At 54.7% G+C, this 22590-nt stretch carries 17 protein-coding genes; 10 read left to right on the top strand and 7 right to left on the bottom strand.

Features of this window, described 5'->3' with window-relative positions; genetic code table 11:
* Genes uraD through xdhA form a run of 6 tightly spaced genes read right to left on the bottom strand, consistent with a single transcriptional unit; the run spans position 1 to position 7634 of the window.
* Positions 1–516, bottom strand: coding sequence for a 2-oxo-4-hydroxy-4-carboxy-5-ureidoimidazoline decarboxylase (gene uraD / locus ABYP33_RS00300; protein WP_373086943.1), 516 nt, complete (start codon positions 514–516; stop codon positions 1–3).
* Positions 513–1550, bottom strand: a complete 1038-nt coding sequence (alc, locus tag ABYP33_RS00295) for an allantoicase (protein WP_373086941.1) — start codon at positions 1548–1550, stop codon at positions 513–515. Before alc ends, uraD begins: the two co-directional genes overlap by 4 nt.
* Positions 1547–2941 (bottom strand): allantoinase AllB, encoded by a 1395-nt coding sequence (allB, locus tag ABYP33_RS00290; protein ID WP_373086939.1) that lies wholly within the window; start codon positions 2939–2941, stop codon positions 1547–1549. Before allB ends, alc begins: the two co-directional genes overlap by 4 nt.
* Complete coding sequence (gene xdhC / locus ABYP33_RS00285) at positions 2931–3770, bottom strand: xanthine dehydrogenase accessory protein XdhC (RefSeq protein WP_373086937.1); 840 nt, start codon at positions 3768–3770, stop codon at positions 2931–2933. Before xdhC ends, allB begins: the two co-directional genes overlap by 11 nt.
* The gene (gene xdhB, locus ABYP33_RS00280) at positions 3767–6151 is read right to left on the bottom strand and encodes a xanthine dehydrogenase molybdopterin binding subunit (protein ID WP_373086935.1); all 2385 of its coding nucleotides are present in this window, start codon (positions 6149–6151) and stop codon (positions 3767–3769) included. Before xdhB ends, xdhC begins: the two co-directional genes overlap by 4 nt.
* Complete coding sequence (gene xdhA, locus ABYP33_RS00275; RefSeq protein ID WP_373086933.1) at positions 6144–7634, bottom strand: xanthine dehydrogenase small subunit; 1491 nt, start codon at positions 7632–7634, stop codon at positions 6144–6146. Before xdhA ends, xdhB begins: the two co-directional genes overlap by 8 nt.
* 782 nt (positions 7635–8416) lie before the next feature.
* Here xdhA and ABYP33_RS00270 point away from each other — a divergent pair.
* The 9 genes from ABYP33_RS00270 (at position 8417) to atzF (ending at position 20591) form a co-directional block, all read left to right on the top strand.
* The gene (locus ABYP33_RS00270; RefSeq protein WP_373086931.1) at positions 8417–9151 is read left to right on the top strand and encodes a hypothetical protein; all 735 of its coding nucleotides are present in this window, start codon (positions 8417–8419) and stop codon (positions 9149–9151) included.
* A 9-nt stretch (positions 9152–9160) separates the two neighbouring features.
* The gene (locus ABYP33_RS00265) at positions 9161–10780 is read left to right on the top strand and encodes an ABC transporter substrate-binding protein (protein WP_373086929.1); all 1620 of its coding nucleotides are present in this window, start codon (positions 9161–9163) and stop codon (positions 10778–10780) included.
* An 11-nt stretch (positions 10781–10791) separates the two neighbouring features.
* Positions 10792–11805 (top strand): ABC transporter permease, encoded by a 1014-nt coding sequence (locus tag ABYP33_RS00260; RefSeq protein WP_373086927.1) that lies wholly within the window; start codon positions 10792–10794, stop codon positions 11803–11805.
* Complete coding sequence (locus ABYP33_RS00255; RefSeq protein ID WP_373086925.1) at positions 11802–12647, top strand: ABC transporter permease; 846 nt, start codon at positions 11802–11804, stop codon at positions 12645–12647. The genes ABYP33_RS00260 and ABYP33_RS00255 overlap by 4 nt, the downstream gene beginning before the upstream one ends.
* Entirely contained in the window at positions 12644–13501 is an 858-nt protein-coding gene (locus ABYP33_RS00250) for an ABC transporter ATP-binding protein (RefSeq protein WP_373086922.1), read from the top strand. Before ABYP33_RS00255 ends, ABYP33_RS00250 begins: the two co-directional genes overlap by 4 nt.
* Positions 13498–14367: an ABC transporter ATP-binding protein gene (locus tag ABYP33_RS00245; protein WP_373086920.1), complete on the top strand. Its 870-nt coding sequence runs from the start codon at positions 13498–13500 to the stop codon at positions 14365–14367. Before ABYP33_RS00250 ends, ABYP33_RS00245 begins: the two co-directional genes overlap by 4 nt.
* A gap of 10 nt (positions 14368–14377) precedes the next feature.
* Positions 14378–17356, top strand: coding sequence for a CHASE domain-containing protein (locus tag ABYP33_RS00240; RefSeq protein ID WP_373086917.1), 2979 nt, complete (start codon positions 14378–14380; stop codon positions 17354–17356).
* The gene (locus tag ABYP33_RS00235) at positions 17353–18768 is read left to right on the top strand and encodes a sigma-54-dependent transcriptional regulator (RefSeq protein WP_373086915.1); all 1416 of its coding nucleotides are present in this window, start codon (positions 17353–17355) and stop codon (positions 18766–18768) included. The genes ABYP33_RS00240 and ABYP33_RS00235 overlap by 4 nt, the downstream gene beginning before the upstream one ends.
* 86 nt (positions 18769–18854) lie before the next feature.
* Positions 18855–20591, top strand: a complete 1737-nt coding sequence (gene atzF, locus ABYP33_RS00230) for an allophanate hydrolase (RefSeq protein ID WP_373086913.1) — start codon at positions 18855–18857, stop codon at positions 20589–20591.
* A gap of 105 nt (positions 20592–20696) precedes the next feature.
* Here the strand turns inward: atzF and ABYP33_RS00225 are convergent, their stop codons facing one another.
* Entirely contained in the window at positions 20697–21368 is a 672-nt protein-coding gene (locus ABYP33_RS00225; RefSeq protein ID WP_373086911.1) for a GntR family transcriptional regulator, read from the bottom strand.
* Positions 21369–21760: 392 nt separating this feature from the next.
* Between ABYP33_RS00225 and ABYP33_RS00220 the strand changes: the two genes are divergently transcribed.
* The gene (locus ABYP33_RS00220) at positions 21761–22579 is read left to right on the top strand and encodes an outer membrane protein OmpK (RefSeq protein WP_373086908.1); all 819 of its coding nucleotides are present in this window, start codon (positions 21761–21763) and stop codon (positions 22577–22579) included.
* Positions 22580–22590: the final 11 nt, after the last annotated feature.

Genomic DNA, 22590 nt, shown 5'->3' with positions numbered 1-22590 from the left:
TTATGAAAATTGTTTGTTGAGGCGCAGGGCGGTAATTTTGCCCTGCTCTTCGGCCGCGATTTGCAGTTCCTGCACTCGGCTATTCGCCAGTCGCTCGCTGAGTAGGGCCAGCATTTGCGCGGCACTTTTACCGGTGGCGCAGACAATAAAAATAAAGCCGTTGCGTTCAATATAGCGCTGATTACCCTCGCAGAGAGCTGTGAGTACGGCTTCCTCGGCGTTGTTTACCGCAGACTGTTCACCAGCCGCGAGGGTCTTGGTGCTGGCGTATTTCTCACGGAGGCTGTCGACATTGCCGATTTGCGGATGGGCGAGAAAGGCCTCCAGCAAATCGGCTTCGGTCATGCTTGCCCATATGTGCTCGGCGGCGTTTAGCAGGGTGGCGAGGTCGGTGTAGGGGCGGCCTTCGACCATGGCTTGTGCCCAGCGCTTGGCGGCGCAGCATTGGCTGATCAGCTGCTCTGCTTGCGCTGCCGGTAGGGCGTTGAAATGGGCGAGACGTGGCTGTTCGCTCATGACTGTGCTGCTTTGTGGCCGGTGTCTGGGTAGGCGAACACCCGCAGCCGGCTGACGCCACCGTCGGGAAAAATATTCAAGCGGACGTGGCTGAACAAGGCCTCGGTAGCGAGCAACTCGCGCTGGAAAACATGTTCGCGGTGGGCTTGTACCGGCGTGCCGGCAATGACTGGCGTCCACGGAATATCCTCAGCGCTTAGGTCTTCACGATCGCTCATGGTCCCCTCGAGGGAGATTCGCTCGGGATAGTTTCCCTTGAAATGACAGGTGTCGACGACCACTCTGCCCAGCTTGCCTGGACTGGCGAGTTTGATAATCACCCAGTCGTTACCCGCTCCGCGGCGGCGCCGTGTTTCCCAGCCATCGCCCATATTGATGCCCCGCCCAGGTGCGAGCAGATTATTCATGGGACTGAAAAACATATCTGAGCAGGCAATGGCGCGGCCGCCGTTGGCGCAGGCCGCGAGGTCCACCAATTCATTGGGCAGTAACGACGACCAGTCGACCTGCGGCTCGCCATAGATTCGCAGCCGCGCCACGCCGCCGTCGGGGAAGATGTTCAAGCGCAGGTGGGTCCAGTTGTCAGTTCCCGTCACGCTGCTCTCAGGCGCAAAATTATTTCGGCTGTGGGGCCGCACTGGGCTTTTGGCCACCAAGGTCTGCCATACCGTATTGCTATTGGGTGTGGGCTCGTTGCAGCAGCAGGCGTCAATGGCAATATGGCTGGGGGCATTGCCTTTAAAAAAGCGGGTGTCGACGTCGATAGCGCAGATGCGACCGGGAATGCCCAGTTGCAGCAGGCACCAGTCGTGACCCTCGCTGCGGCGGCGCCGGGTTTCCCAGCCGTCCATCCATTTGCCGCGGTCGGTGTATTTGTCCTCAATAAAAACGGGCTCGCTGCGTTTGAGTAGATTGCTGGCCTGGGCAAAGAACTCGTCATTGCAGTCTAAAACTTGACCGCCATAGCGCTCGCTGAGGAGGTCGATGTGGGTCAGTGACCAGGGGCTTGTGGGCGTGGTTTCGCTTGTGCTCATAATTCCTCGTTTTGCGATGTGTCGCTGGTGCTGGCGTGATGTTGTTTGCGTAAAATGCTGCGGCCTTGGGCTTTGCCCACGTAGTTGTCGGCGCGGTAAATAGCGGCGCCCCGCAGCCACGTTTCGGTGACCCTACCGCGTAGCACTTTGCCGATATAGGGGCTAATTTTGTGCTTGTGGCGGATGCTGTCGGCGCTCACCGTGTGTTGCTGTTGATCGTTGAAAAAACAAAAGTCGGCATCGTAGCCCTCTGCGATACAGCCTTTTCGGCCACTTAGGCCAATCAGCTCGGCAGGGTTTTGCGCCATCAGCAAGGCGATGTCGCTGAGGGTGAAGCCCCGGCTCTGGCCCTCGGTCCAGATTAGGCTGAGCCCAAATTGCAGGGCCGAAATACCGCCCCAGGCGTTTTCGATGTCCCCTGATTCAATGTTCTTAAGTTGCGGGGTGCAAGGACTGTGGTCGGAGACGATACAGTCGATGACGCCGTCTTTGAGCGCCTGCCAAAGCTGGTTGCGGTTGGCATTCTCGCGGATTGGTGGGCAACATTTGAACAGGGTCGCGCCGTCGGGAATTGCCTCTGCCCAGAGGGTGAGGTAGTGAGGGCAGGTTTCCACCGAGAGCTGCAGGCCCGCAGCGCGGGCCTCGGCGATCATCGCCAGGGCGTCGCCGGCGGAGAGGTGAACAATGTGGGCGCGAGGCGTCAAGCCCTCATCGCGCAGCTGGGTCATAACGCGGATTACCATGGCGATAGCGTCGTGTTCCCAGCGCTGGGGCCGAGAGGACAGAAAGCGCTGATAGGACTGGCCGATGTTGGTGCTGGTGTCGCCGAGACGGTTGAGCTCGGCGTGCACCAAGTGGGGAAGTCCCGCTTTGGCCAATAGCCGCATTGCGCTGCGCAGCTGAGCCTCATTCACCGCTTGGAATTCGTCGATACCGGAATGGATGGTAAATGATTTTACGCCCATCACCCCTGCGGCGAGTAAATCGGGCAGAGCCGCCAGATTGTCGGCGGTGGCGCCGCCCCAGTAGGCGCAATCCACCCATAGCTTGCCGTCCACTGCGGCCAGCTTTTCAGTTAGGGCTCCGGCGCAAATGGTTACCGGAATACAATTCAGCGGCATGTCCACTAGGGTGGTGATACCGCCCGCCGCTGCCGCGTGGGTGGCGGAGTCGAAGCCTTCCCAGTCAGTGCGGCCGGGCTCATTGATGTGGACGTGGCTGTCCACAAGACCTGGTAGCACAGCTTCTCGAACTTCCCTCACTGGGCAGCCGGGCTGGTAGTCGTAGCTGGCGACAGCGCTAATGATGCCGTTGCTGATGACCACGGTGGCGGGGCGTTCACCCTCGGGGGTGATCACTCGCTGGGCGCGCAGGGCGATATCAATGCTCATTAGATAGCTCAGCGAGGTGAGGTGCTGCGGGCGGGATTAACCGCGCGCGGCAGTGGTGGTAATGGGCGATCAGCTCTGCTGCGACGGATACCGCCACTTCCATGGGCCGTTTTCCTGGCACACTGGAGTTGCCAATCGGGCATTGTATAAAATCGATGTGTTCTTGGCAGTAGCCTTGATGGGCGAGGCGCATACGGAACCGTCGTGCCTTGGTGAGTGAACCAATCACGCCGAGGTAGGCGGCATCGCCGCGATCCAGTACGGCCTTGACGACGGCGTAATCAAGGGGGTGTTGATGACTCATGACGACAACAAATGTTGCCGCTGGCAGTGTGGCAACTTCGTTTTCCGGCTGCTCGGCCACAATGCCTTGCACATTACTGGGAATAACATCGGGAAACTCGTCAACGCGACTGTCTAGCCAGCGCACTTGCACGGGCAATTGCGCCAGTATGCCCACCAGCGCGCGGCCAACATGGCCTGCACCGAAGACCGCCACGGTTGCCGCGGCACTGGCAAAACATTCATAGAGCAAGCTTACACGACCGCCACAGCATTGGCCTAAGCTGGGGCCGAGTGGGTATTTCTCAATTCGTTGCACCGCGATGTTGGCTTGTAATAGTTGTCGGGCTTGGGCAATGGCAGCGTATTCCAAATGGCCGCCGCCAATGGTGTCGACTTGCTCATTGCTGGTGACTAGCATTTTGCTGCCAGCGGGGCGCGGCGCGGAGCCGTGTACGGTTAACACGGTAATAAGGACATAGGCATGGCCGTACTGCTGGCAGCTGGCGGCGGCGGCGCTCCAGTGTTGCGGGGGCGGCTGTATCATGGCTGCGGGCCCTCGCTCAGTGGCTGCGCAGCGGGTTTGGCTGTGTAGGCCTGTTCGGTATGGCGAATGGCCCAAAATACCCGCTCTGGGGTGGCTGGGGTGTCTAGCGCTGGGCTGATACGGTAGTCGCTCAGACTGCTGATGGCATCGCGCAGCGCTGACCACACTGAAATGGCCAGCATTAGCGGTGGCTCGCCGACGGCTTTGGAGTGGTAGATGGTGGCTTCCTCGTTGGCCTGATCTTGTAGCAGGGCAACATTAAAAATGGCGGGGATATCGGCGGCGGTGGGAATCTTGTAGGTGGCGGCGCCGGTGGTGAGCAGCTTGCCAGCATTATCCCAGCGCAATTCCTCGGTGGTCAGCCAGCCCATGCCCTGAATGAAGCCGCCTTCGATCTGACCTATGTCCAGTGCGGGGTTTAGACTGCGGCCGACGTCGTGGAGGATGTCGACGCGGCTTACGCGGTATTCGCCGGTCAGGGTGTCGACGAGGACTTCAGACACCGCGGCGCCGTTGGCAAAATAAAAAAATGGTCGGCCGCTGGCGGTGCTGCGGTCGTAGTGAATCTTTGGGGTGCGGTAGAAACCGGTGGCGGACAGTGAGACCCTCGCCATATAGGCCTGCTGAGCAAGCTCGGTAAAGTTGATGCTGTCGGCACCGAAGTACACCCGGTTGTTGTGAAAACGGATGGCTGCCACCGCAAGTCCGTGTTTTTCTGCGAGGAATTCGCTGAGTCGTTGTTTTAGGGTGGTGGCCGCGGCCAGCGCGGCCTGACCATTGAGGTCGGTGCCACTGGAGGCCGCGGTGGGCGAGGTGTTGGGGACTTTGTCGGTGTGGGTGGCGGTGATTTGAATTCTGTTTAAATCGACTTGTAGTACTTCGGCGACCACCTGTGCGACCTTGGTGTTCAAGCCTTGGCCCATTTCGGTGCCGCCGTGGTTGAGTTGAATACTGCCGTCGGTGTAGATGTGAATCAGTGCGCCAGCTTGATTGAGGTGCTGGACGGTAAAAGATATGCCGAACTTTACGGGGGTCAGTGCCAAGCCTTTTTTGAGGACGCTACTGTCGGCATTAAACTGGCGAATGGCCGCGCGCCGAACGCGGTAATCACTGCTGTGTTCCAGCTCCGTGATCAAGCGCGGTAAGGTGTCGCTTTCGACCTTTTGTTGATAGGGGGTGGTATTGCGGTCGGGTGCGGCGTAGAGGTTGAGCTTGCGAACGTCGAGCGGGTCTTTGCCCACTTCTCTGGCGATATCATCCATTGCCCGCTCGATAATCATCATGCCCTGAGGGCCGCCAAAACCGCGAAAGGCGGTGTGGCTCACGGTGTTGGTGAAAGCCCGATGGCCGGTAATTTTAGCGGCTGGCAGGTAGTAGGCGTTGTCGGCATGGAACATCGCGCGATCGACAATGGCGTCGGACAGGTCCGGAGAGCAGCCACAGTCGCCGATAACGGTAATGTCCGCGCCCAGTAGTTGCCCTTGGGGATCGAAGCCGATGCGGTAGTGGTTGGCAAAGGGGTGGCGCTTGCCGGTCATCATCATATCGTCGGCGCGGGGCAGGCGCAGTTTAACGGGGCACCCCGTTTTGTGGGCCAATAGTGCGGCTAGGCAGCTCCACTGAGCGGCATTGGTTTCTTTGCCGCCGAAGGCGCCGCCCATACGGCGCATTTCCACGGTTACGCTCGCAATAGGTCGGTCTAAGACTTCGGCCACCAGCTTTTGCACTTCGCTCGGATGCTGGCTGGAGCAGTGAATCAGCATGCTATTGTCTTCGGTCGGTGTTGCCATGGCCGCTTGGCCTTCCAAGTAATAATGTTCTTGGCCGCCGACTATCTGCTGGCTTTCCAGCACGAGGGGCGCGGCGGCGATGGCGGCAGAGGCATCGCCGCGCTGCATTTGGTGTACGGGGCGCACCGTGCGGTTTTCGACAATGGCCTGCTGGGGGTCTAGCAGCGGCTCGCTGGCCTCAATCTCCAATACCGCCAATAGCGCGGCGCGGCGGGCATTAAGTAAGCTATCGGCGGCGACTGCAAACAGCGGTTGGCCGTGATAATTAATGGTGCCAGCGGCCAAGACCGGATCGCCGGGGAAAACGGGGCCGATATCGATATGGCCTGGTACGTCGTCGAGGGTGAGCACCGCCGCTACGCCGGGGTGGCTAAGCACCGCGGACAAATCCATGGCGCGGAGCCGGCCAGCGGCCACTGGGCTGCGTCCGACAGCGGCGTGCAGTAAGCCTTTCGGCTCGCGGATATCGTCCACATACAGGGCCTCGCCGCTGACATGTTTAACGGCGCTTTCATGGGCGACACTGTGGCCGTGAGTAGTCGGGCTGACTTGGCTTTGGGAGTAGGGCTTGCTAGCAGGTAGGCTACGCATGGTGAGACGCTCCGCTGTCGGCAAGGCTAAACAGGTCGATATTGGCGGTGTTACTCATTTCTAATTGGGCGCGCTTCAGCAAATTGCCAGCCACCGCCAGCCGGTAGGCGGCACTGGCGCGAACGTCGTCAATGGGACTGAAGTCCAGCATAAGTGCCTGTTTGGCGTCATTGATACTGAGGTCATCAAAGGGCCGGTTGAGCAGTGCCTGCTCGGTCAGCATTGCCCTCGCGGGGGTGGCGGCCATACCGCCAAAGGCGAGGCGAATCTCGGTTATGATGGCGTTGTCGCAGCGCAGCCACAGGGCCATACACACCGCCGAAATATCGTCTTCGACGCGTTTTGAAATTTTATAGACTTTGAGTATCTCGCCGTTTTTCAAGGTGGGAATTACGATGCTGACAATACACTCATCAGAGCGCATTACAGTCTGCCGATAGCCGCTGAAAAAATCGCTGATGGCTACTTCGCGGTTGCCGCTGCAACTACTGAGCTGCAGGCGCGCGTTAAGGGCAATTAATACCGGTGGGCTGTCGCCGATTGGTGAGGCATTGGCGATATTGCCCGCTAGCGTGCCTTGGTTGCGGATTTGCAGGGAGCCCAAGCGGCCGATCATATTGGCAAAACTGGGAAAAGCTTGACGCAGCAGGGGCAGGGCGCGGCTGTAGGTCACCGCGCCGCCGACATGGATGGCGTCTTCGCACTGCTCGCAGCGCTGCAGCTCCGCGACCCGTCCGGTGTAGATCAGCAATTCAGCCGACTGTAGTTGTTGGGTAAAGCTCAAGCCGAGGTCGGTGGCGCCGGCAATCAGTTGAGCATTAGGGTTGTCGGCCATAAGGGTGTTGAGTTCGCCTAGGCTGGTGGGCAATAAAAAATGGCCGAGCGGGCCTTGGCAGCTGCTGCTGTTTGCTTGCTGTGCCTGTAGCTGGGTAAAAAGCTGGCTTTCGCGCGCGAGGAATTGGTCTTCTTCGTCAGCCGCCAAGGCTTGAACGGCGGCCTTGAGTATAGGCTGGTAGCCGGTACAGCGGCATAGATTACCCGACAGCGCGGTTTCAATACTGTGGCGGTCGGCGGTGAGCTCGCCGCGTTTGACCGCATGCCACCAACAAAACAGCGACATCACAATGCCCGGTGTGCAGAAGCCGCACTGTGAACCGTGGCAATTGACCATGGCGGCTTGCACCGGGTGAAGGTCTTGTTCGGCTGTTGCGTCTTGCCGCTGTTCGCGAAGGTGGGCTACGGTGAGTAGCTGCCGACCGTCGAGGCTCGCCAGTGGGGTGATACAGGCATTTGCAGCGTGATAGTGGATGCCCGTTTCGCCGAGGCTGCCGATGGCTATCGTGCAGGCGCCGCAGTCGCCAGCCGCGCATCCTTCCTTGCAATCTGTTTGCCCAAGGCTGGTGCGGAGATAGTCTAAGACGCTCATTGTTGGCGCGATTTCGTCGATCTGATGCGGGTTGTCATGTAATAAGAAGCGAATCACAAGCCGTTATCTCCTGATAATAATCTTGATCTGACATGGCTAACTATTTGCCTCGACTAAAAGAAACTGCAATACGGCATTGAAAAGTGGCGCGTTTTTCAGTGATCGGGCTTTTAGTTCAGTAAGTTTTGGTGGTGATCAAATGTGGCACATGCAATAACCTGTCCATGTGGGCAGGTTTTATTGTTAGTTAGCTTTTGTGTGTTGTCAATAAAAGCTGACTATTTGGTCAGTTATTTTGGTGGTTGGCGTTTTATTGTCGGTGAGCATAGTGCCGTGTGGGCTCGGCGCGAGGGCTTGAGTAACAAAGCCTTAAAAGCATGATCGGGTGCGAACCAACACCATATTGGGCTATTTGCGATGATTCTGCTCTACAGCAACATTGTTGAGATCATAACTAGGCGGGCTTTCACTCGTTTATTATTATCTTTAGATAGAAAACATTTATGCAGGCTTTGCTTGCACCGTTGTTTCTATATTATTTATGTGGGGTTCTAACAACGCCATCTTTTGCCTCCGTTTAGCTGGTCGAGAGTGTTAGCGCGGAGTATTGAACCGAGCTTCCAGAGACGGAGTTTGTGGGTGTCGGATTTCGCACCCATAGTCAAATTGCTGTGTTGCAATACGCGACAATTTAATGGTATTAAAAATATTTTATTTTAATAATAGTTAATTAAATCAATATATTAAGGTTTTCTCCGCCATGGCGCAGCGCTTGCACTAGGGTCGATGAGTAGAGGTCTTCATTCTCGAGGCCCGTCCATCATCAGGAGATGCGTATCGTGAAAACTAAGTATTTAAACGGTTTGTTTGCCCTCAGTTTATTTTTTCTTGCTACGGCGGCATCAGCGGGGGAGGTTAAAAATTCCAGTGGCGGGTTTTTAGATTTTAACTTTTACCCCTATATGTCTGATGTCGACAGCGACAATGTGTTTACGCTGAATATTGCCGCCTCCCTGCCTAATCGTTTCTCTTATTTTAGTCTGACCAATATTGGCAATCAGCCCGGTGACAATGAGTTAAGTGATACCGCAAGCTACTACACCGAGCAGAATTTGCGCTGGAGGGTTACTGACACTGCCTCTATTGATCTCACCGTGCAGGCCAATATGCGCAGTGGTATCGATAATGATCGCTTGCGTCTCGGCTTCCGCTGGCGCTTGAATGACATCACCTTTTTGGCCTCATTTTTTAAAGCGATTAATTTGAGTTATTCCATTAACTTCCACGCGGTGCAAATCGACGATGTGGAGGCTGATGTCTGGCAAATGGAGCATGTGTTTGCCATGAAATTTCCCTATCTCAGCGACCGCTTGTACTTAGCGGGCTTTATTGATCACACCTTTAATGAGGACTTGCCCGACACGGTGCCGAGTGATCCGGCAGTGGGTGAAGTTCAGCTGGGTTTACGCTTGGTCGAAAACCTCTATGCGATTACTGAATACCGAGTGAATGAGTACCGCCGCAGCGATGTGAACAATCTGGCGGTGGGCCTTGAATACAAGATGAAGTGGTAGGGGGCGGTGATGAATATTACTAAACATTATTTTCAAAGGTTGGCCCGAGGGTGGGTGGCCTTAGCGTTTGTGGCCGCTTTGCTCGGCTCGCTAAACGCCTCGGCGGGGCGCAATGAAACACTGATTGTGGTGCGCGAGCAGGGTGCTAATAGTTTAGATATCCAAGGCCTCGGCACCAATCGACCCGCTTACGGAACCTCGTGGAATGTCTATGATCGGCTATTGAGTTTTGGTGTGAAAACCGCGGCCAATGGCGATCTGAGCTATGACTATCAAAGTTTAAAACCGGAGTTGGCAGCAAGTTGGCGGGTGTCGGAAGACGGCAAGTACATCGACTTTATGCTACGTAAAGACGCGGTATTTCACGATGGCAGCTCGGTGACCGCTGCCGACGTGCAGTGGTCATTTGCGCGGGCGCTCGCGGTGGGCGGCTTTCCCACGTTTCAGATGAAAGCTGGCTCCATCGAATCTGCCGAGCAGTTTGAGGTGGTGGACAAGCACACTTTTCGGCTCCACTTATTGCGTGACGACAAGCTGACCTTGCCCGACCTTGCGGTGCCGGTGGCGGCAATTTACAACGCCAGTTTAGCCAAGCAACACGCCACCGACGCGGACCCGTGGGCGCTGGAATGGCTGAAGACTAATGATGCAGGCAGCGGTGCCTATCAAGTGGAAAAATTTGAACCGGGGGTGCAGGTGGTGCTGTCCCGCTTTGATGCGTGGCGGAGCGGCCCATTGCCAAAAATGGAAAAAGTAGTGGAGCGGGTTGTGCCCTCAAGCTCGACTCGACGGGCGATGAGTGAGCGTGGCGATGTCGACGTGTCCTTCGACTTACCTCCCAAAGACTTCGCCCAGCTGATCGACAATCCCAAGGTTAAGGTGCAGGGGATTCCGGTGGAGAATTTTATGTGGTTTCTGGACATGAATGTAAACATGCCGCCTTTTGATAAACTCAAGGTGCGGCAGGCCATTGCTGCCGCCATTCCTTACCAAGCTATTTTTGACTCGGTGTCTTACGGCCGAGCGGCAAAATTGTTTGGCGGCGAGCAGGCGCAGCCGACGAGTATCGACTGGCCCCAAGCCTATCCGTATAACACCGATTTAAAGAAAGCCAAAGCCTTGCTCACCGAGGCGGGTTACCCCGATGGTTTCAAAACGTCTTTGTATTACAACCTCGGGCTCGCCACCTGGAGTGAGCCCATCGCCTTGCAGGTGCAGCAGAATTTGCGCCAGATCGGTATTGAATTGACCTTGGAAAAGATTCCCGGTGCTAACTGGCGGGGCGAGATGGGCAAGAAATCCATGCCCTTTCTGATAAACGATATGGGTGGCTGGCTGAATTATCCTGACTATTTCTTCTTTTGGAATTATCACAGCCAAAACGGGGTGTTCAATACCATGTCCTATCAAAACCCCGAGATGGATGCGTATATTGATGCCGCCCGCTTCGCTCCAGATCAAGCTAGCTATATCGAAAATGTGAAGGGCTTTATCGGCAAGGCGTTTGCCGACGTGCCGCGTATCCCACTGTTCCAGTCCAATCTCGACGTCGCCACGCGCCTTGATATTCAAGGCTATCAATATTGGTTTCATCGTCAGCTGGACTATCGCCAGCTGTACCGAAAGTAAGTGAGGGCGACATGTTTAAAATGTTGATCAGCCGTTTCGCGGCCGCCATCCCCAGCCTATTTGGTGTGTTGGTGATTGCCTTTGTGCTAACTCGGGCTTTACCTGGTGATCCCGCCGCTTTTTTAGCTGGACCCGCGGCGAGTCAGGAGGCCATTGAGGAAATTCGCAGCACGCTAGAACTGGATAAAGGCTTGATGGCTCAGTTTGTGGATTATACTCGGAACGTGTTCAACGGCGATTTGGGCAGTTCTTGGTCTACCGGTCAGCCGGTGCTAAGTGAGCTGGTCAGCCGCATGCCCGCCTCGATTGAACTCACTCTTTTAGGGCTGAGCTTCGCTATTGCCGTGGCGGTGCCGCTGGGGGTGCTCAGCGCCACCCGCCCTGGTTCTTGGATAGACCACGGTTGCCGATTACTAACCACCGCGGGGGTGTCGCTGCCCATCTTTTTTACCGGTCTGCTGTTAGTGTATGTGTTTTATTTTTTGTTGGGCTGGGCACCTGCGCCGATGGGCCGTTTGTCGCTGTTTGCCGACGCACCGCCCAGTGTCACGGGTTTCTTTCTGCTCGACAGCCTATTGGCCGGTCAGTGGGCCACCTTTGTAGAAGCCTTGCAGCATATTGCGCTGCCCGCGATCAATCTCGGCATTTTTGCGCTGGCGCCAATTGCGCGAATGACCCGCGCCTCAATGTTAGGCGTGCTTTCCAGCGATTTTGTCCGCACCGCCAAAGCCCATCAATTGCCGCCGCGTAAAATTCTCTATGGCTACGCGCTGCACAATGCGATGTTGCCGGTCATCACTACCTTGGGCATGGTGTTTTCTTTTTTGCTGGGTGCCAATGTACTGGTCGAAAAGGTGTTCTCCTGGCCGGGGGTTGGATCGTTTGCGCTGGAGGCGGTGGTGATTTCCGACTACGCAGCGGTACAGGGCTTTGTGCTGGCCATGGGGATTTTCTATGTGTTTCTCAATTTACTGATCGACATCGTCTACGGCCTCGTCGATCCCCGTGTGAGGATTGCGACATGAAGGATTTTTTGAATCACGCGCTGTATGTGTTTCGCAGTAACCCAGTAACGGCGGTCGCGTTTATCGCCTTTGGGCTTATTGTTTTAGTGGCGGTATTTGGCGCGTTACTGGTGCCTTACGACCCGCTGGCTATTGAGGCCGCAAATCAGTTTTCACCGCCGTCTTGGCAGCATTGGTTTGGCACCGACCAAGTGGGGCGCGATATTTTTAGCCGCACGGTAGTGGCCACGCGGATAGATTTATTGATTTCGGTGGTGGCGGTTGCCCTGTCGCTGGTGGTGGGCACGGCCTTGGGTTGCATAGCTGGATACTACGGCGGGTGGTTCGACCGGCTTTGCGGGCGGCTGGTCGATACTATTATGGCTTTTCCACTGTTTGTGTTGGCCATGGGCATCGTTGCCGCGCTTGGTAATTCGGTGGTTAATATTATTTATGCTACCGCCATTATCAATTTGCCTTTTTATATTCGGCTGGCCCGCGCTGAAGTAAATGTGCGGCGCAGCAGTGCCTATATCGATGCCGCGATTTTGGCGGGTAACAGCGATACGCGGATTATCACCCTGCATCTACTCCCCAATATCTTGCCGCCAATGATGGTACAGATTTCGCTTAATATGGGGTGGGCAATTTTGAACGCGGCAGGTCTTTCTTTTATCGGTCTTGGAGTGCGGCCGCCAGCCGCAGAATGGGGGATTATGGTTGCTGAAGGTGCTCAATATATAGTCTCGGGTGAATGGTGGATATCCTTCTTTCCGGGTATGGCCTTGATGCTTTGTGTGCTGTGCTTCAATTTCATTGGCGACGGTTTACGCGACATGATGGACCCGAGGAAACGCACATGAATACGGAGAAACCCCTGCTCGAAATCGACAAGCTCGCTATTAGCTTTACGACTCGCCACGGCATTGTGCAAGCGGTGGAGGAGGTTAGCTGGTTGTTAATGCCGGGTGAAATATTGGGGATTGTCGGCGAAAGTGGCTCCGGAAAATCGGTTAGCACCCTCGCGCTAATGGGCCTGTTGGATGCCAACGGCTTTATCGCTAGCGGCCAGATGCGCTACCGCGGCCAACTGCTCGGCTGCGACGCCGCCAGCGACCATCGGCTGCGCAGTCGCATGGCGATGATATTTCAATACCCGCGCTTGGCGTTGAATCCGATTCGCCGAGTGGGGCAGCAAATTATTGACGTGCTCAAGGTGATTGGGGACCCCGGTAACTGTAATGCTCTTAAGGCGCGGGCCATCGCGCTGCTTGACGAGGTGCAAATTAGCAGTCCCGAGCAGCGCTTTTACGCTTATCCCTTTGAATTGTCAGGGGGCATGTGCCAGCGCATTTTAATCGCCATGGCGCTGGCCCGCTCGCCGGATTTACTGGTGGCAGACGAACCAAGTACCGGCCTCGATGTGGTCACTCAAGAGGCGATTCTGGCCTTGATTGCCAACGCAGCGCGGCGGCGGCAAATGGCGACCTTGTTTATTACCCACGATCTAGGCTTGGCAGCCAAGCATTGTCAGCGCATTGTGGTGATGCAGAACGGCCGTGTGGTGGAGTCGGCGCCCGCCGCTGAGTTGTTTGCGCGGCCTCGCGAACGCTATACCCGCTCGCTCATTGCGGCGACGCCCGCGCTGATGAAAAACCTTGCCGAGTTGCGGGCGGTGTACGCCGAGGAAGAAGCAAGCATGGAGCAAACGCGATGAGCCTGATGGACGTGATTGATCTGGAAAAACACTATCCCGTGCGCAATATTAAGTTTTGGGCGCAGCTGCTGGATCGCAATCGGGTGTTTGAGTTTTGTATTGACGAGATTGAGCGCCAGCGATTCTACGCTGTTGGCGGTCTCAGCTTTAGTCTGGAGAAGGGCGAGTGTTTAGGGGTGGTGGGTGAGTCCGGTTCGGGCAAAACCACCTTAATTCGGATGATTGCAGGCCTGTTAGCAATCAGTGGCGGGCAGATTCGCCTGAACAATACCGATCTCAGCCTAAAGCGCGATATTGCGCGGGTGCAAATGGTGTTTCAAGACCCTACCGAAAGCCTCAACCCCAGCTTTACGATTATGCAGGTCATTGCCGATCCTCTGCGCTGTATTCTGGGTATTCGCGACGCTGCCGAACTGCGGCGCAGAGTGGAGGCCTTAGCCAGCTTAGTGCATCTGCCGTTGGCGCTATTAGACCGCTACCCCCATCAGCTTTCAGGTGGGCAAAAAGCGCGAGTGGGTATCGCCCGAGCATTGGCCGCCGAACCCGATGTTATTTTACTGGACGAGCCCACCACTGCGCTCGACGTGTCGGTGCAGGGGCATATTCTGCTGCTATTAGATGAGCTGCGCAGCAAACTGCAACTGTCCTATATTTTTGTCTCCCACGATCTCAGTGTGGTGCGTATTCTCTGTGACCGCTTGATGGTCATGAAGAAAGGGGTGGTTGTTGAAGAGGGGCAGGTAGCCGAGGTTTTTGCGCGGCCCCAGCATGAATATACGCGGGAGTTGATTGCCGCGATTCCTGAAATGGCTGCGAGGACTACTGCGCCAAATCCCTCGCCGCTTGCCACGTGGCAAACCATGTGAGGGTGGTGTAATGACGGGGCGAACGAGCTTGGGCAGTCGCCTGCTGATGCCCCTGCGGGCGTGGTTTTTTATTGGCGCCTTTGTGGTCAGCGGTTTGCTGCTGTCCGTATGGCTGTATGTATTTTTAGATGAGCGCCAGCAAAATGCCCTGCACCATGACTTTCATAATCTCAGCGAGCGCCGCATGCAGGTTCTGGCGAATCATGTATACCGCTCTCTCGAAGTCTTATATGACTTGGCGGCGTTTTTACAAATTAGCCACAACCGAGATTGGACGCATTTTCGCAGCTACGTCAGTGGCAGTTTGAGCCGTCTGCCAGAGTTGCAAGCGCTAGAGTGGATACCGCTGGTAGACAGCCAGCAGCGCCTGGCCTTTGAAGCGCAAGCTCGCCAGCAAGGCATTGCTGGTTACCAAATTATTGAGTTTGATGGTCAAGACCAACTTCGCCGTGCGGGTGAGCGACCGCGCTATTTTCCGGTTTTGTACGCCTTGCCTGAAACGATCAATCGCGAGGCGATCGGCTTGGATTTGGCCTCGCACACAGAGCGTCGGGCAGCGCTAGAGCAGAGCCTGAGCAGCGGCTCACTTGTTGCCACGGCGCCCCTGCGCTTAGCGCAAGAAAAGGTTGAAGCGGTCTACGGTATATTGATTTTTGCGCCGGTGTACGCCCAAGACAATCCGGCTCGTATCGAGGGTTTCGCCCTAGCGGTGTATCGCAGTGTCGATTTGCTCAATGAGGTGTTTGCCGAGCTGCGGGCCGAGGGCGTTCATATTGAAGTGCGCGACAGGGATAAGCCCGAGTTGGCGCTGTATGCACCACTGGCAGCAAATGCGCCAAGTGCGCTCTCTGAACTGCGGGTACAGCGCGAATTCCGCCTCGGTCACCGAGTCTGGCAGGTCAGTTTTCAGCCGGAAAAGGCCTATTTTTCGCAGCAGGATCAGTACTGGGTATTTATTTATCCCTTGATTACCGCATTATTAGTGCTGTCTTTTGCTGTTTATGCGGCCATTAAAAACCGCTATTTAGTTGAAGTGGAACGCGAGGTGGACAAGCGCACTCGCGACCTAAGCCGAGAAATTGTCCAGCGCCGAGAGGCGGAGGCGGCCGCGCATAAGGCTGAGCAGCAATACCGAAGTATTTTTGAAAATGCGATAGACGGAATCTTTCAATCGACCGCCGATGGCCGTTATTTGCGGGCGAATACCGCACTGGCCAAGATCTATGGTTACCCCTCTCGAGCGGCCTTTATGGCTGAGGTCAGTAATATTGGCGATCAGATATATGTTAAGCCGCAACGCCGCCGGCAATTTATGGCCGCAATCCAGCGCGATGGCCACGTTTCCGATTTTGTCTCAGAAGTTTACCGGCGCGATGGCAGCCGGATTCATATCTTAGAAAAGGCGATCTCGGTCTATGACGAAACTGGTCGTTTTCGCTATTACGAGGGCAATGTGCAAGATGTCAGCGATCGTATTCACGCCGAGAAAGCCCTGCAGCAAGCGAATGAATTGCTAGAGGAGCGCGTTTTTCAGCGCACGGCAGAATTGGCCAAGACCAATACCGAATTGCAGGACGAGGTGAAAACCCGCAAGGCCGCCGAGCAGCTGGCCGAGGCCGCTAATGCGGCCAAAACCCAATTTCTGGCCAGTATTAGTCACGAAATCCGCACCCCGCTAAATGCCATTATTGGCTATTCCCAAATACTGCAGCAGCAGGCGGGTTTCAGTGACAAACAGCAGCGCACAGTGGCGACCATCGCCCAGAGCGGCAATCATCTGCTGGGCCTGATTGACGACATTCTTGATCTTGCAAAAATTGAATCGGGTCATACCGAGCCGCAGCGGGGCGATTTTGACCTGTCGGCACTGATCTATCATGTGGCGTATATTCTGCACAAAAAATGCGAGGAAAAAGGCCTGCTACTTAAAGTAGAGGGCTTGGGTAAAGTCCCTGTTTTACTCAATGGCGACGAGGGCAAATTGCGGCAGATTTTGCTCAATTTACTGAATAATGCCATTAAGTACACCGCCCAAGGGGAAGTCATACTGCGGGTGATTCCCGAGGACACTTATCGCTACCGCTTTGAGGTGATTGACTCTGGCCCTGGTATTCCAGCAGCGGAGCTGGAAACGATATTCGAGCAGTTTTATCAGCGTAGTGCATGGCAAGAAGGTAGCGGTTTGGGCTTGGCTATCGCTAGTCGACTGGCCACCGCCTTGGGTGCGACGCTACAGGTAAAATCCACGCCAGGCTTGGGCAGTAATTTCTTTTTTTACCTCAATTTCGCCCCTAGTGACCACCATCAAATTGTGAGCGGCGGCGAGCTAACGTCATTGCGCTTACAGCCGGGCCAGCAGTGCCGCGCCTTGGTGGTCGACGATATCGAACACAATCGGGATATTCTGCAACAGTTATTGGAGGCGATTGGTTGCAGTGTGTTTTGCGCCGGTAGCGGCCAAACGGCACTCGAATATCTCGCCGCTCAGAGCCCAGATGTGGTCTTTATGGATATTTTTATGCCCGGGATGAATGGGGTGAAAACCCGCCACGCGATGCTGGAGCAGCAGCCCAATTTAGCGGCGCGCTTTGTCGCGTTTTCAGCCTCGGTCTATGAGCAGCAGCGCAAGACTTATCTCGACGCCGGCTTTGATGCGGTGATCTCCAAGCCCTTCCGCATAGAGCAGTTGCATGGCTGTTTGCGAGACATACTGGCACTGAAATTTGAGGAGATCGGTTTGCTGAGTGAGACGAGTGGGGCGCTGGTCGCGTTGCAGGGCAATATACCTAGCGAGATAGCCGAAACGATGATGGTGGCGGCTCGCTATTACAATGTTACTAAACTGCGGGCAGGTATTGACCAGCTGGCCCTGCTTAAGCCTGCCCAGCCCAACCTAGTGGCTAGCTTGCGCACTTTAGCCCAGCAGCATCGTCTCGGTGAGTTTATGGCGGTAGTAACGCGGCTGAGCGCGGAAGGGGAACAAGTATGAGTCGTATTCTGGTGGTGGACGACGTTTCCGCCAATCTGAATTTGCTCACTGAACTGCTCGAAGTGCGGGGCCATGAAGTGCTGGCCGCGCCGTCGGGACGTATTGCACTGGAAATTCTTTCTGGTATCGAGGTGGATCTTATTTTACTGGATATTATGATGCCAGAACTCGATGGCATCGACACCTGTAAAGCGATTTTGGCGGCAGTGGCTCAGCCGCCGCCAATTATCTTTATCTCCGCAAGTGACCGCCACAGCCAATTGGGCGAGGCCTTTGATGTGGGCGGCGTGGACTATATCACCAAGCCCTTTCGCAATAGTGAAGTACTGGCGAGGGTGGACAATCAGCTGAGAATACATCAGTTGCAAGGTGATTTGCAGCAGCGCAATGCCGAGTTGGAGGCGCAAATTGCACGGACCAACTCGGCCGAACAGGCACTGTCGATAGCCAGTGAAACCCTCAGTTTGATCAGTCGGCAGGAGGCTGCGCACTGGGGCTTGCCGGCCTTTATTGGCAACAGTGAACAGTTTTGCAGTATCGCCGAACAAATTCGACAGCTGCAGGGCTTTGCGCAAACCAATGTCGTGGTACTTGGTGAGAGTGGTTCCGGCAAAGAGTTGGTTGCCAGAGCCCTGCATTTTGGCAGTGAATTACAGGATCGGCCGTTTATTGCGATTAACTGCTCAGCAATTAGCGAACAATTGGCGGAGGCCGAGTTTTTTGGCAGTGTGAAAGGCGCGTTTACCGGTGCCAATACGAATCGCAAGGGCTTTTTTGAATTGGCCGATGGCGGCACCTTGTTTCTTGATGAGGTTGGTGATTTGCCCTTGAATTTACAGGCCAAGCTCTTGCGTACCCTAGAGGATGGCAGCTTTTACCCAGTGGGCGGGCAGTGCGAGCGCCGCGTGAAAGTGCGGGTGATTAGCGCGACCAATAACGATCTCGACAGCAAGATTAGCCAGAAAGCGTTTCGTGAAGACCTTTATTTCCGCCTTGCCCAGTTTAGTTTGCGAGTGCCGCCACTGCGCGAACGCCGCGCCGACATAAGTTTGCTGGCTGGGCATTTTGCCTTGGCGTTTGCGCAGGAGATGAAAACCTCGTCGCGCAGTATTAGCGAGGCGGCGATGAGCAAGCTCCGTGCTTATCATTTCCCTGGCAATATCCGCGAGCTGAAAAACATTATGGAGCGGGCGATTATTCTTAGCCACGGCGTCATCGATGCGGAGCATATCCAATTTTCTAGTGCGTTAGCGCAAGCCCCACGCAGTGTGAGCGATGAGCTAACCAGTTTGTCGCTGAAAGACGTCAAAACACAGTTGGCCGACACCGCACTGCGCCAGTGCGAGGGCAATATTACTGCGGCGGCAAAATTACTCGGCGTGCATCGGAGCTGGTTTTATCGGCAGGAGTAGCGCTCTTGGGATCTATGTTGTGTTGTTTGGGTAACGCCGAAAAATATTCTTGGATTATTTCTAAATTTAATTGTTAGAGGCTCACTATGGATTGGCAGCAGCTCGATTTATCACTTTCTGGATTGCGACAACATTACCGCCAACACGATTTTACGCCCGCGCAGCTATGCCGCCACCTATTGGATACGTCCCAGCAATACCGCCATAAGAATATTTGGATTAGGCTATTGGATGAGCTTGAATTAGCACCTTATTTAGCGGCGCTGGAAAATCAGTCGGATGAGGAGCTTCCCCTGTACGGTGTACCATTTGCGATTAAGGATAATATTGATCTGGCCGGGCTGCCAACGACTGCCGCCTGTCCAGAATACGCTTACACCCCCGACGCCCACGCCACCGTGGTGCAGCGTTTAATCGTCGCCGGTGCGATCCCGCTGGGCAAGACCAATCTCGATCAATTTGCCACCGGTTTGGTGGGCACACGTTCGCCCTACGGAGCGTGTCACAATGCCTATCGCGACGACTATATTTCTGGTGGGTCCAGCTCCGGCTCGGCAGTCGCGGTGGCTTTGGGCTTGGTGAGCTTTGCCCTTGGTACTGATACCGCCGGATCGGGCCGAGTGCCAGCGTCATTTAATAATATTGTTGGCCTTAAACCCAGTTGCGGCGCACTCAGTACACGGGGCGTACTACCGGCTTGTCGGAGTATCGACTGTGTATGCATTTTTGCACTTAGCGGTGTTGATGCGGAGTTAATATTTAATCAGAGCGTGGCGTTTGACGCCTTGGACGATTACGCAAAACCCCATTCCGACAGCCTTTGGCCGGGTTTGGCCGACTGTAAAACGATGCGCATTGCTATTCCGCATAAGGAGCAACTGCAGTTTTTTGGCGACGGTGATGCAGCGGCGCTGTTCTATAGTGTGGTGGCGAGGCTAGCGCGTTTAGGTTACGACATTATTTACAAGGATTTTAGCGCTTTCTTTGCTGCTGCTCGGCTCTTGTATAATGGGCCGTGGCTGGCTGAGCGCTATATTACGGTAGCTGAGTTTATGCAGGCGCAGCCCGAGGCGATCCACCCCGTGGTGAAAAATATTATCTCCCCAGCGGCGCAGATGGGGGCAGTAATGGCCTTTGAAGGCGAGTATCAAATGCAGGGCTATCGACGTCTTGCTCAGGCTTTTTTTACCGACACGGATATTGCGCTCATGCCCACGGCGGGAACGATATATCGGATAGCCGATGTGCTGGCAGACCCCGTTGCGTTGAATAGTAATCTGGGCCATTACACCAATTTTATGAATTTGCTGGATCTGGCGGCGGTGGCGGCACCGGCGGGGTTTTTGTCGTCTGGCCTGCCTTGGGGGGTGAGCTTTTTTGGTCCCAGTGGTTCAGATCGCGCGCTGTTGCGGGTGGCGAGTAAATTCAATGGCGAGTCGCTGGCCGGGCCGGAGAGTCAAGATTGGCTAGCGCTTGCGGTAGTTGGTAGCGATCTTAATCGTCAGAGCTTGAACCATCGGTTTCAGGCGCTTAAGGCGGTATTTATTGAACATACTCAGACAGCCGCCAAATATCGGCTTTCAACCTTTAGCGATATCTCGTCATCGCTGGTAGGGCTGTCCCGCGTCAATCAAACGGGTGCCGCTATTGAGCTAGAGCTATGGACTTTGCCTGCTGATTCTTTTGGTCGCTTTATTAACGGTATCCCCGCACCATTAGGATTAGGCGAATTGGAACTCGCGGACGGGCGCTGGGTGAACGGAATTATTTGTGAAACCTCAAGGCTGGAAGGTAGTGAAGACATTCGTTATTCGGGCCGTTAGCGTTGGTGCCTTGACGTGGGGTAAGGACAAACGGCTCAGCATGGCCTAATGGTCTTGCGGCAGGCAAGTAACCGTTAAGTATTTTTGCAGAGTGGATCTCGACCTTTACTCAAAAGCAACACTTTTGCGACTGCCATAAAGCTGATGCAAGGTAACGCGACTGGCGCAGTCCTGACTTTTGCGAATATGGTTGCTCATTTCATCGACGGCCACGTCGAGATCTCGTGACAATAGCAGCTGGCAGATGCGGTAGTGTTCTTCATAAGTGTCGATAATGCTTTGTGCATCGGGAAACCCCAGCTGTCGCACCGAGCGAATTTGGCTGTTGATGTCGCGAAGATAGTGCTGCAGAACCGTGTTTTTGGAAATCTGCGCCAAATCTTGGTGGAAATTTTCTTCGGCTTTTTTTATGGCATCGTTAACAGTAATGCCAAAGTGTAGCTTTTCCGGGTGCCAGAGTTCAGCAATGGCGTTAAGCTCGGAGTGATCGCTAAGCTTGGCAATTTCGGCCAACACCATGGCCTCGATACTCACCCGCACATCGTAATATTGACTGATCTGGAGTAGATCGATATTGCGAATAAAGCAACCCTGTTTGGCGCGAATTGACAAAAACCCTTCGCTTTCTAAACGCTGCAACGCGGCGCGAATCGGGGTGCGACTCACTTGAAAATAATCGGCCAGCTGGGTTTCAGTTACCCGCGACCCCGGGATGATTTTTAGTGCAATAATCATCTCTCGCAACTGATCGTAAACCAGTTGGGCATTTGGCTTCACTTGTGTGTTGGCTTTGACGCTCATTGGCTATGGTGTACGGCTTTGGTTGATGAAAGTGGACAATGCAAACAGGCCATAAGTCTTTAGTATTCTCGCAGTCTTTGCAAGCTGTAGAAATCCTGCACACGCCGGCTTCATTTCAGTGCGCATGCGCGCAATATGCACGTAGTTGGCGCTATCCGCGATAGCTATTGGCTTCGTTCAGCCCCGTATACACCCACCGCCATATTTTTTAAGTCACTGATTAAATAGTAATTAATAGATCTCAACTAAATGGGCTGCTGAACTGGTCTGGGATTTGCTTTGTTGTATACAACAAGGGATTCAACATTGTACTCAACATTGTATCCAAACTTATGCGCACTATATACCCTGCTAGGAGAGCTGCAAACATGTCCCGAACGAATCTGCATATTTCGTTATTCGCCCCCTTCCACTCGCCCAGCATTCGCACTATTGCCGCGCTTTTGGCAAGTTTAGTGCTTGCCACCCAGGCAATGGCTGGCGCGGCGCAGTGGAGCTCGACCAATATTCAATATTTGGCTGGCAGCACTTACGAGTCGATTTACTTCGACAGCGGTGCCGGCAAACTGAGTTCAAAAGAGGACTCCAACTCGATTATCACCATTGAGCACGTCAATGGCTGGAAATACGGCGACAATTTTTTGTTCGTCGATATCACCAACCCCGATAGCAACGATGCCGGGGCGCCAACCGGCTATTACGGCGAAATTTCACCGCGGCTTAGCTTTAGCAAGATGAGCGGCAAAGATTTAAGCGCGGGCATTATCAAGGATGTATTAATCACTACTACCGCCGAAATCGGCCAAGGGTTTCACACTTATTTATACGGACTGGCAGTGGATTTGGACATCTTCAACATGCCCGTTTTTCAGATCAACTACTACGTGCGCAATGAAACCTCGTACGGTGCAGACACCGGCAGCCAAGTGACTCTGGTGTGGCTCAAGCCCTTTGATTTGGGGGCATTATCGTTCTCGTTTGAGGGCTTTTTTGACTACGCCTTTGATATGGATCACGCCGAAGACAACATCATTACTGGCCCACGCCTACTGCTAGACCTCGGTAAAGTGTGGGGCGCACCGGGTGTGCTGCAAGCTGGCGTTGAATACCAAATCTGGCGCAATAAATTTGGTATCGACGGCATTGATGAAGATGTTGCCCAGGCTATGGTCAAGTGGATCTGGTAATTCCAGCACCA

Origin of the sequence: Zhongshania sp. (assembly GCF_041584495.1) — a bacterium.
In the GTDB taxonomy this organism is placed as follows: domain Bacteria; phylum Pseudomonadota; class Gammaproteobacteria; order Pseudomonadales; family Spongiibacteraceae; genus Spongiibacter.
This window is presented reverse-complemented; position numbering and strand designations above follow the sequence as displayed.

What these genes read in the sequence shown, in the direction of transcription:
- uraD (WP_373086943.1), bottom strand. Translation starts at nt 516, where the DNA reads ATGAGCGAACAGCCACGTCTCGCCCATTTCAACGCCCTACCGGCAGCG.
- alc (WP_373086941.1), bottom strand. Translation starts at nt 1,550, where the DNA reads ATGAGCACAAGCGAAACCACGCCCACAAGCCCCTGGTCACTGACCCAC.
- allB (WP_373086939.1), bottom strand. Translation starts at nt 2,941, where the DNA reads ATGAGCATTGATATCGCCCTGCGCGCCCAGCGAGTGATCACCCCCGAG.
- xdhC (WP_373086937.1), bottom strand. Translation starts at nt 3,770, where the DNA reads ATGATACAGCCGCCCCCGCAACACTGGAGCGCCGCCGCCGCCAGCTGC.
- xdhB (WP_373086935.1), bottom strand. Translation starts at nt 6,151, where the DNA reads ATGCGTAGCCTACCTGCTAGCAAGCCCTACTCCCAAAGCCAAGTCAGC.
- ABYP33_RS00265 (WP_373086929.1), top strand. Translation starts at nt 9,161, where the DNA reads ATGAATATTACTAAACATTATTTTCAAAGGTTGGCCCGAGGGTGGGTG.
- ABYP33_RS00260 (WP_373086927.1), top strand. Translation starts at nt 10,792, where the DNA reads ATGTTTAAAATGTTGATCAGCCGTTTCGCGGCCGCCATCCCCAGCCTA.
- ABYP33_RS00255 (WP_373086925.1), top strand. Translation starts at nt 11,802, where the DNA reads ATGAAGGATTTTTTGAATCACGCGCTGTATGTGTTTCGCAGTAACCCA.
- ABYP33_RS00250 (WP_373086922.1), top strand. Translation starts at nt 12,644, where the DNA reads ATGAATACGGAGAAACCCCTGCTCGAAATCGACAAGCTCGCTATTAGC.
- ABYP33_RS00245 (WP_373086920.1), top strand. Translation starts at nt 13,498, where the DNA reads ATGAGCCTGATGGACGTGATTGATCTGGAAAAACACTATCCCGTGCGC.
- ABYP33_RS00240 (WP_373086917.1), top strand. Translation starts at nt 14,378, where the DNA reads ATGACGGGGCGAACGAGCTTGGGCAGTCGCCTGCTGATGCCCCTGCGG.
- ABYP33_RS00235 (WP_373086915.1), top strand. Translation starts at nt 17,353, where the DNA reads ATGAGTCGTATTCTGGTGGTGGACGACGTTTCCGCCAATCTGAATTTG.
- atzF (WP_373086913.1), top strand. Translation starts at nt 18,855, where the DNA reads ATGGATTGGCAGCAGCTCGATTTATCACTTTCTGGATTGCGACAACAT.
- ABYP33_RS00220 (WP_373086908.1), top strand. Translation starts at nt 21,761, where the DNA reads ATGTCCCGAACGAATCTGCATATTTCGTTATTCGCCCCCTTCCACTCG.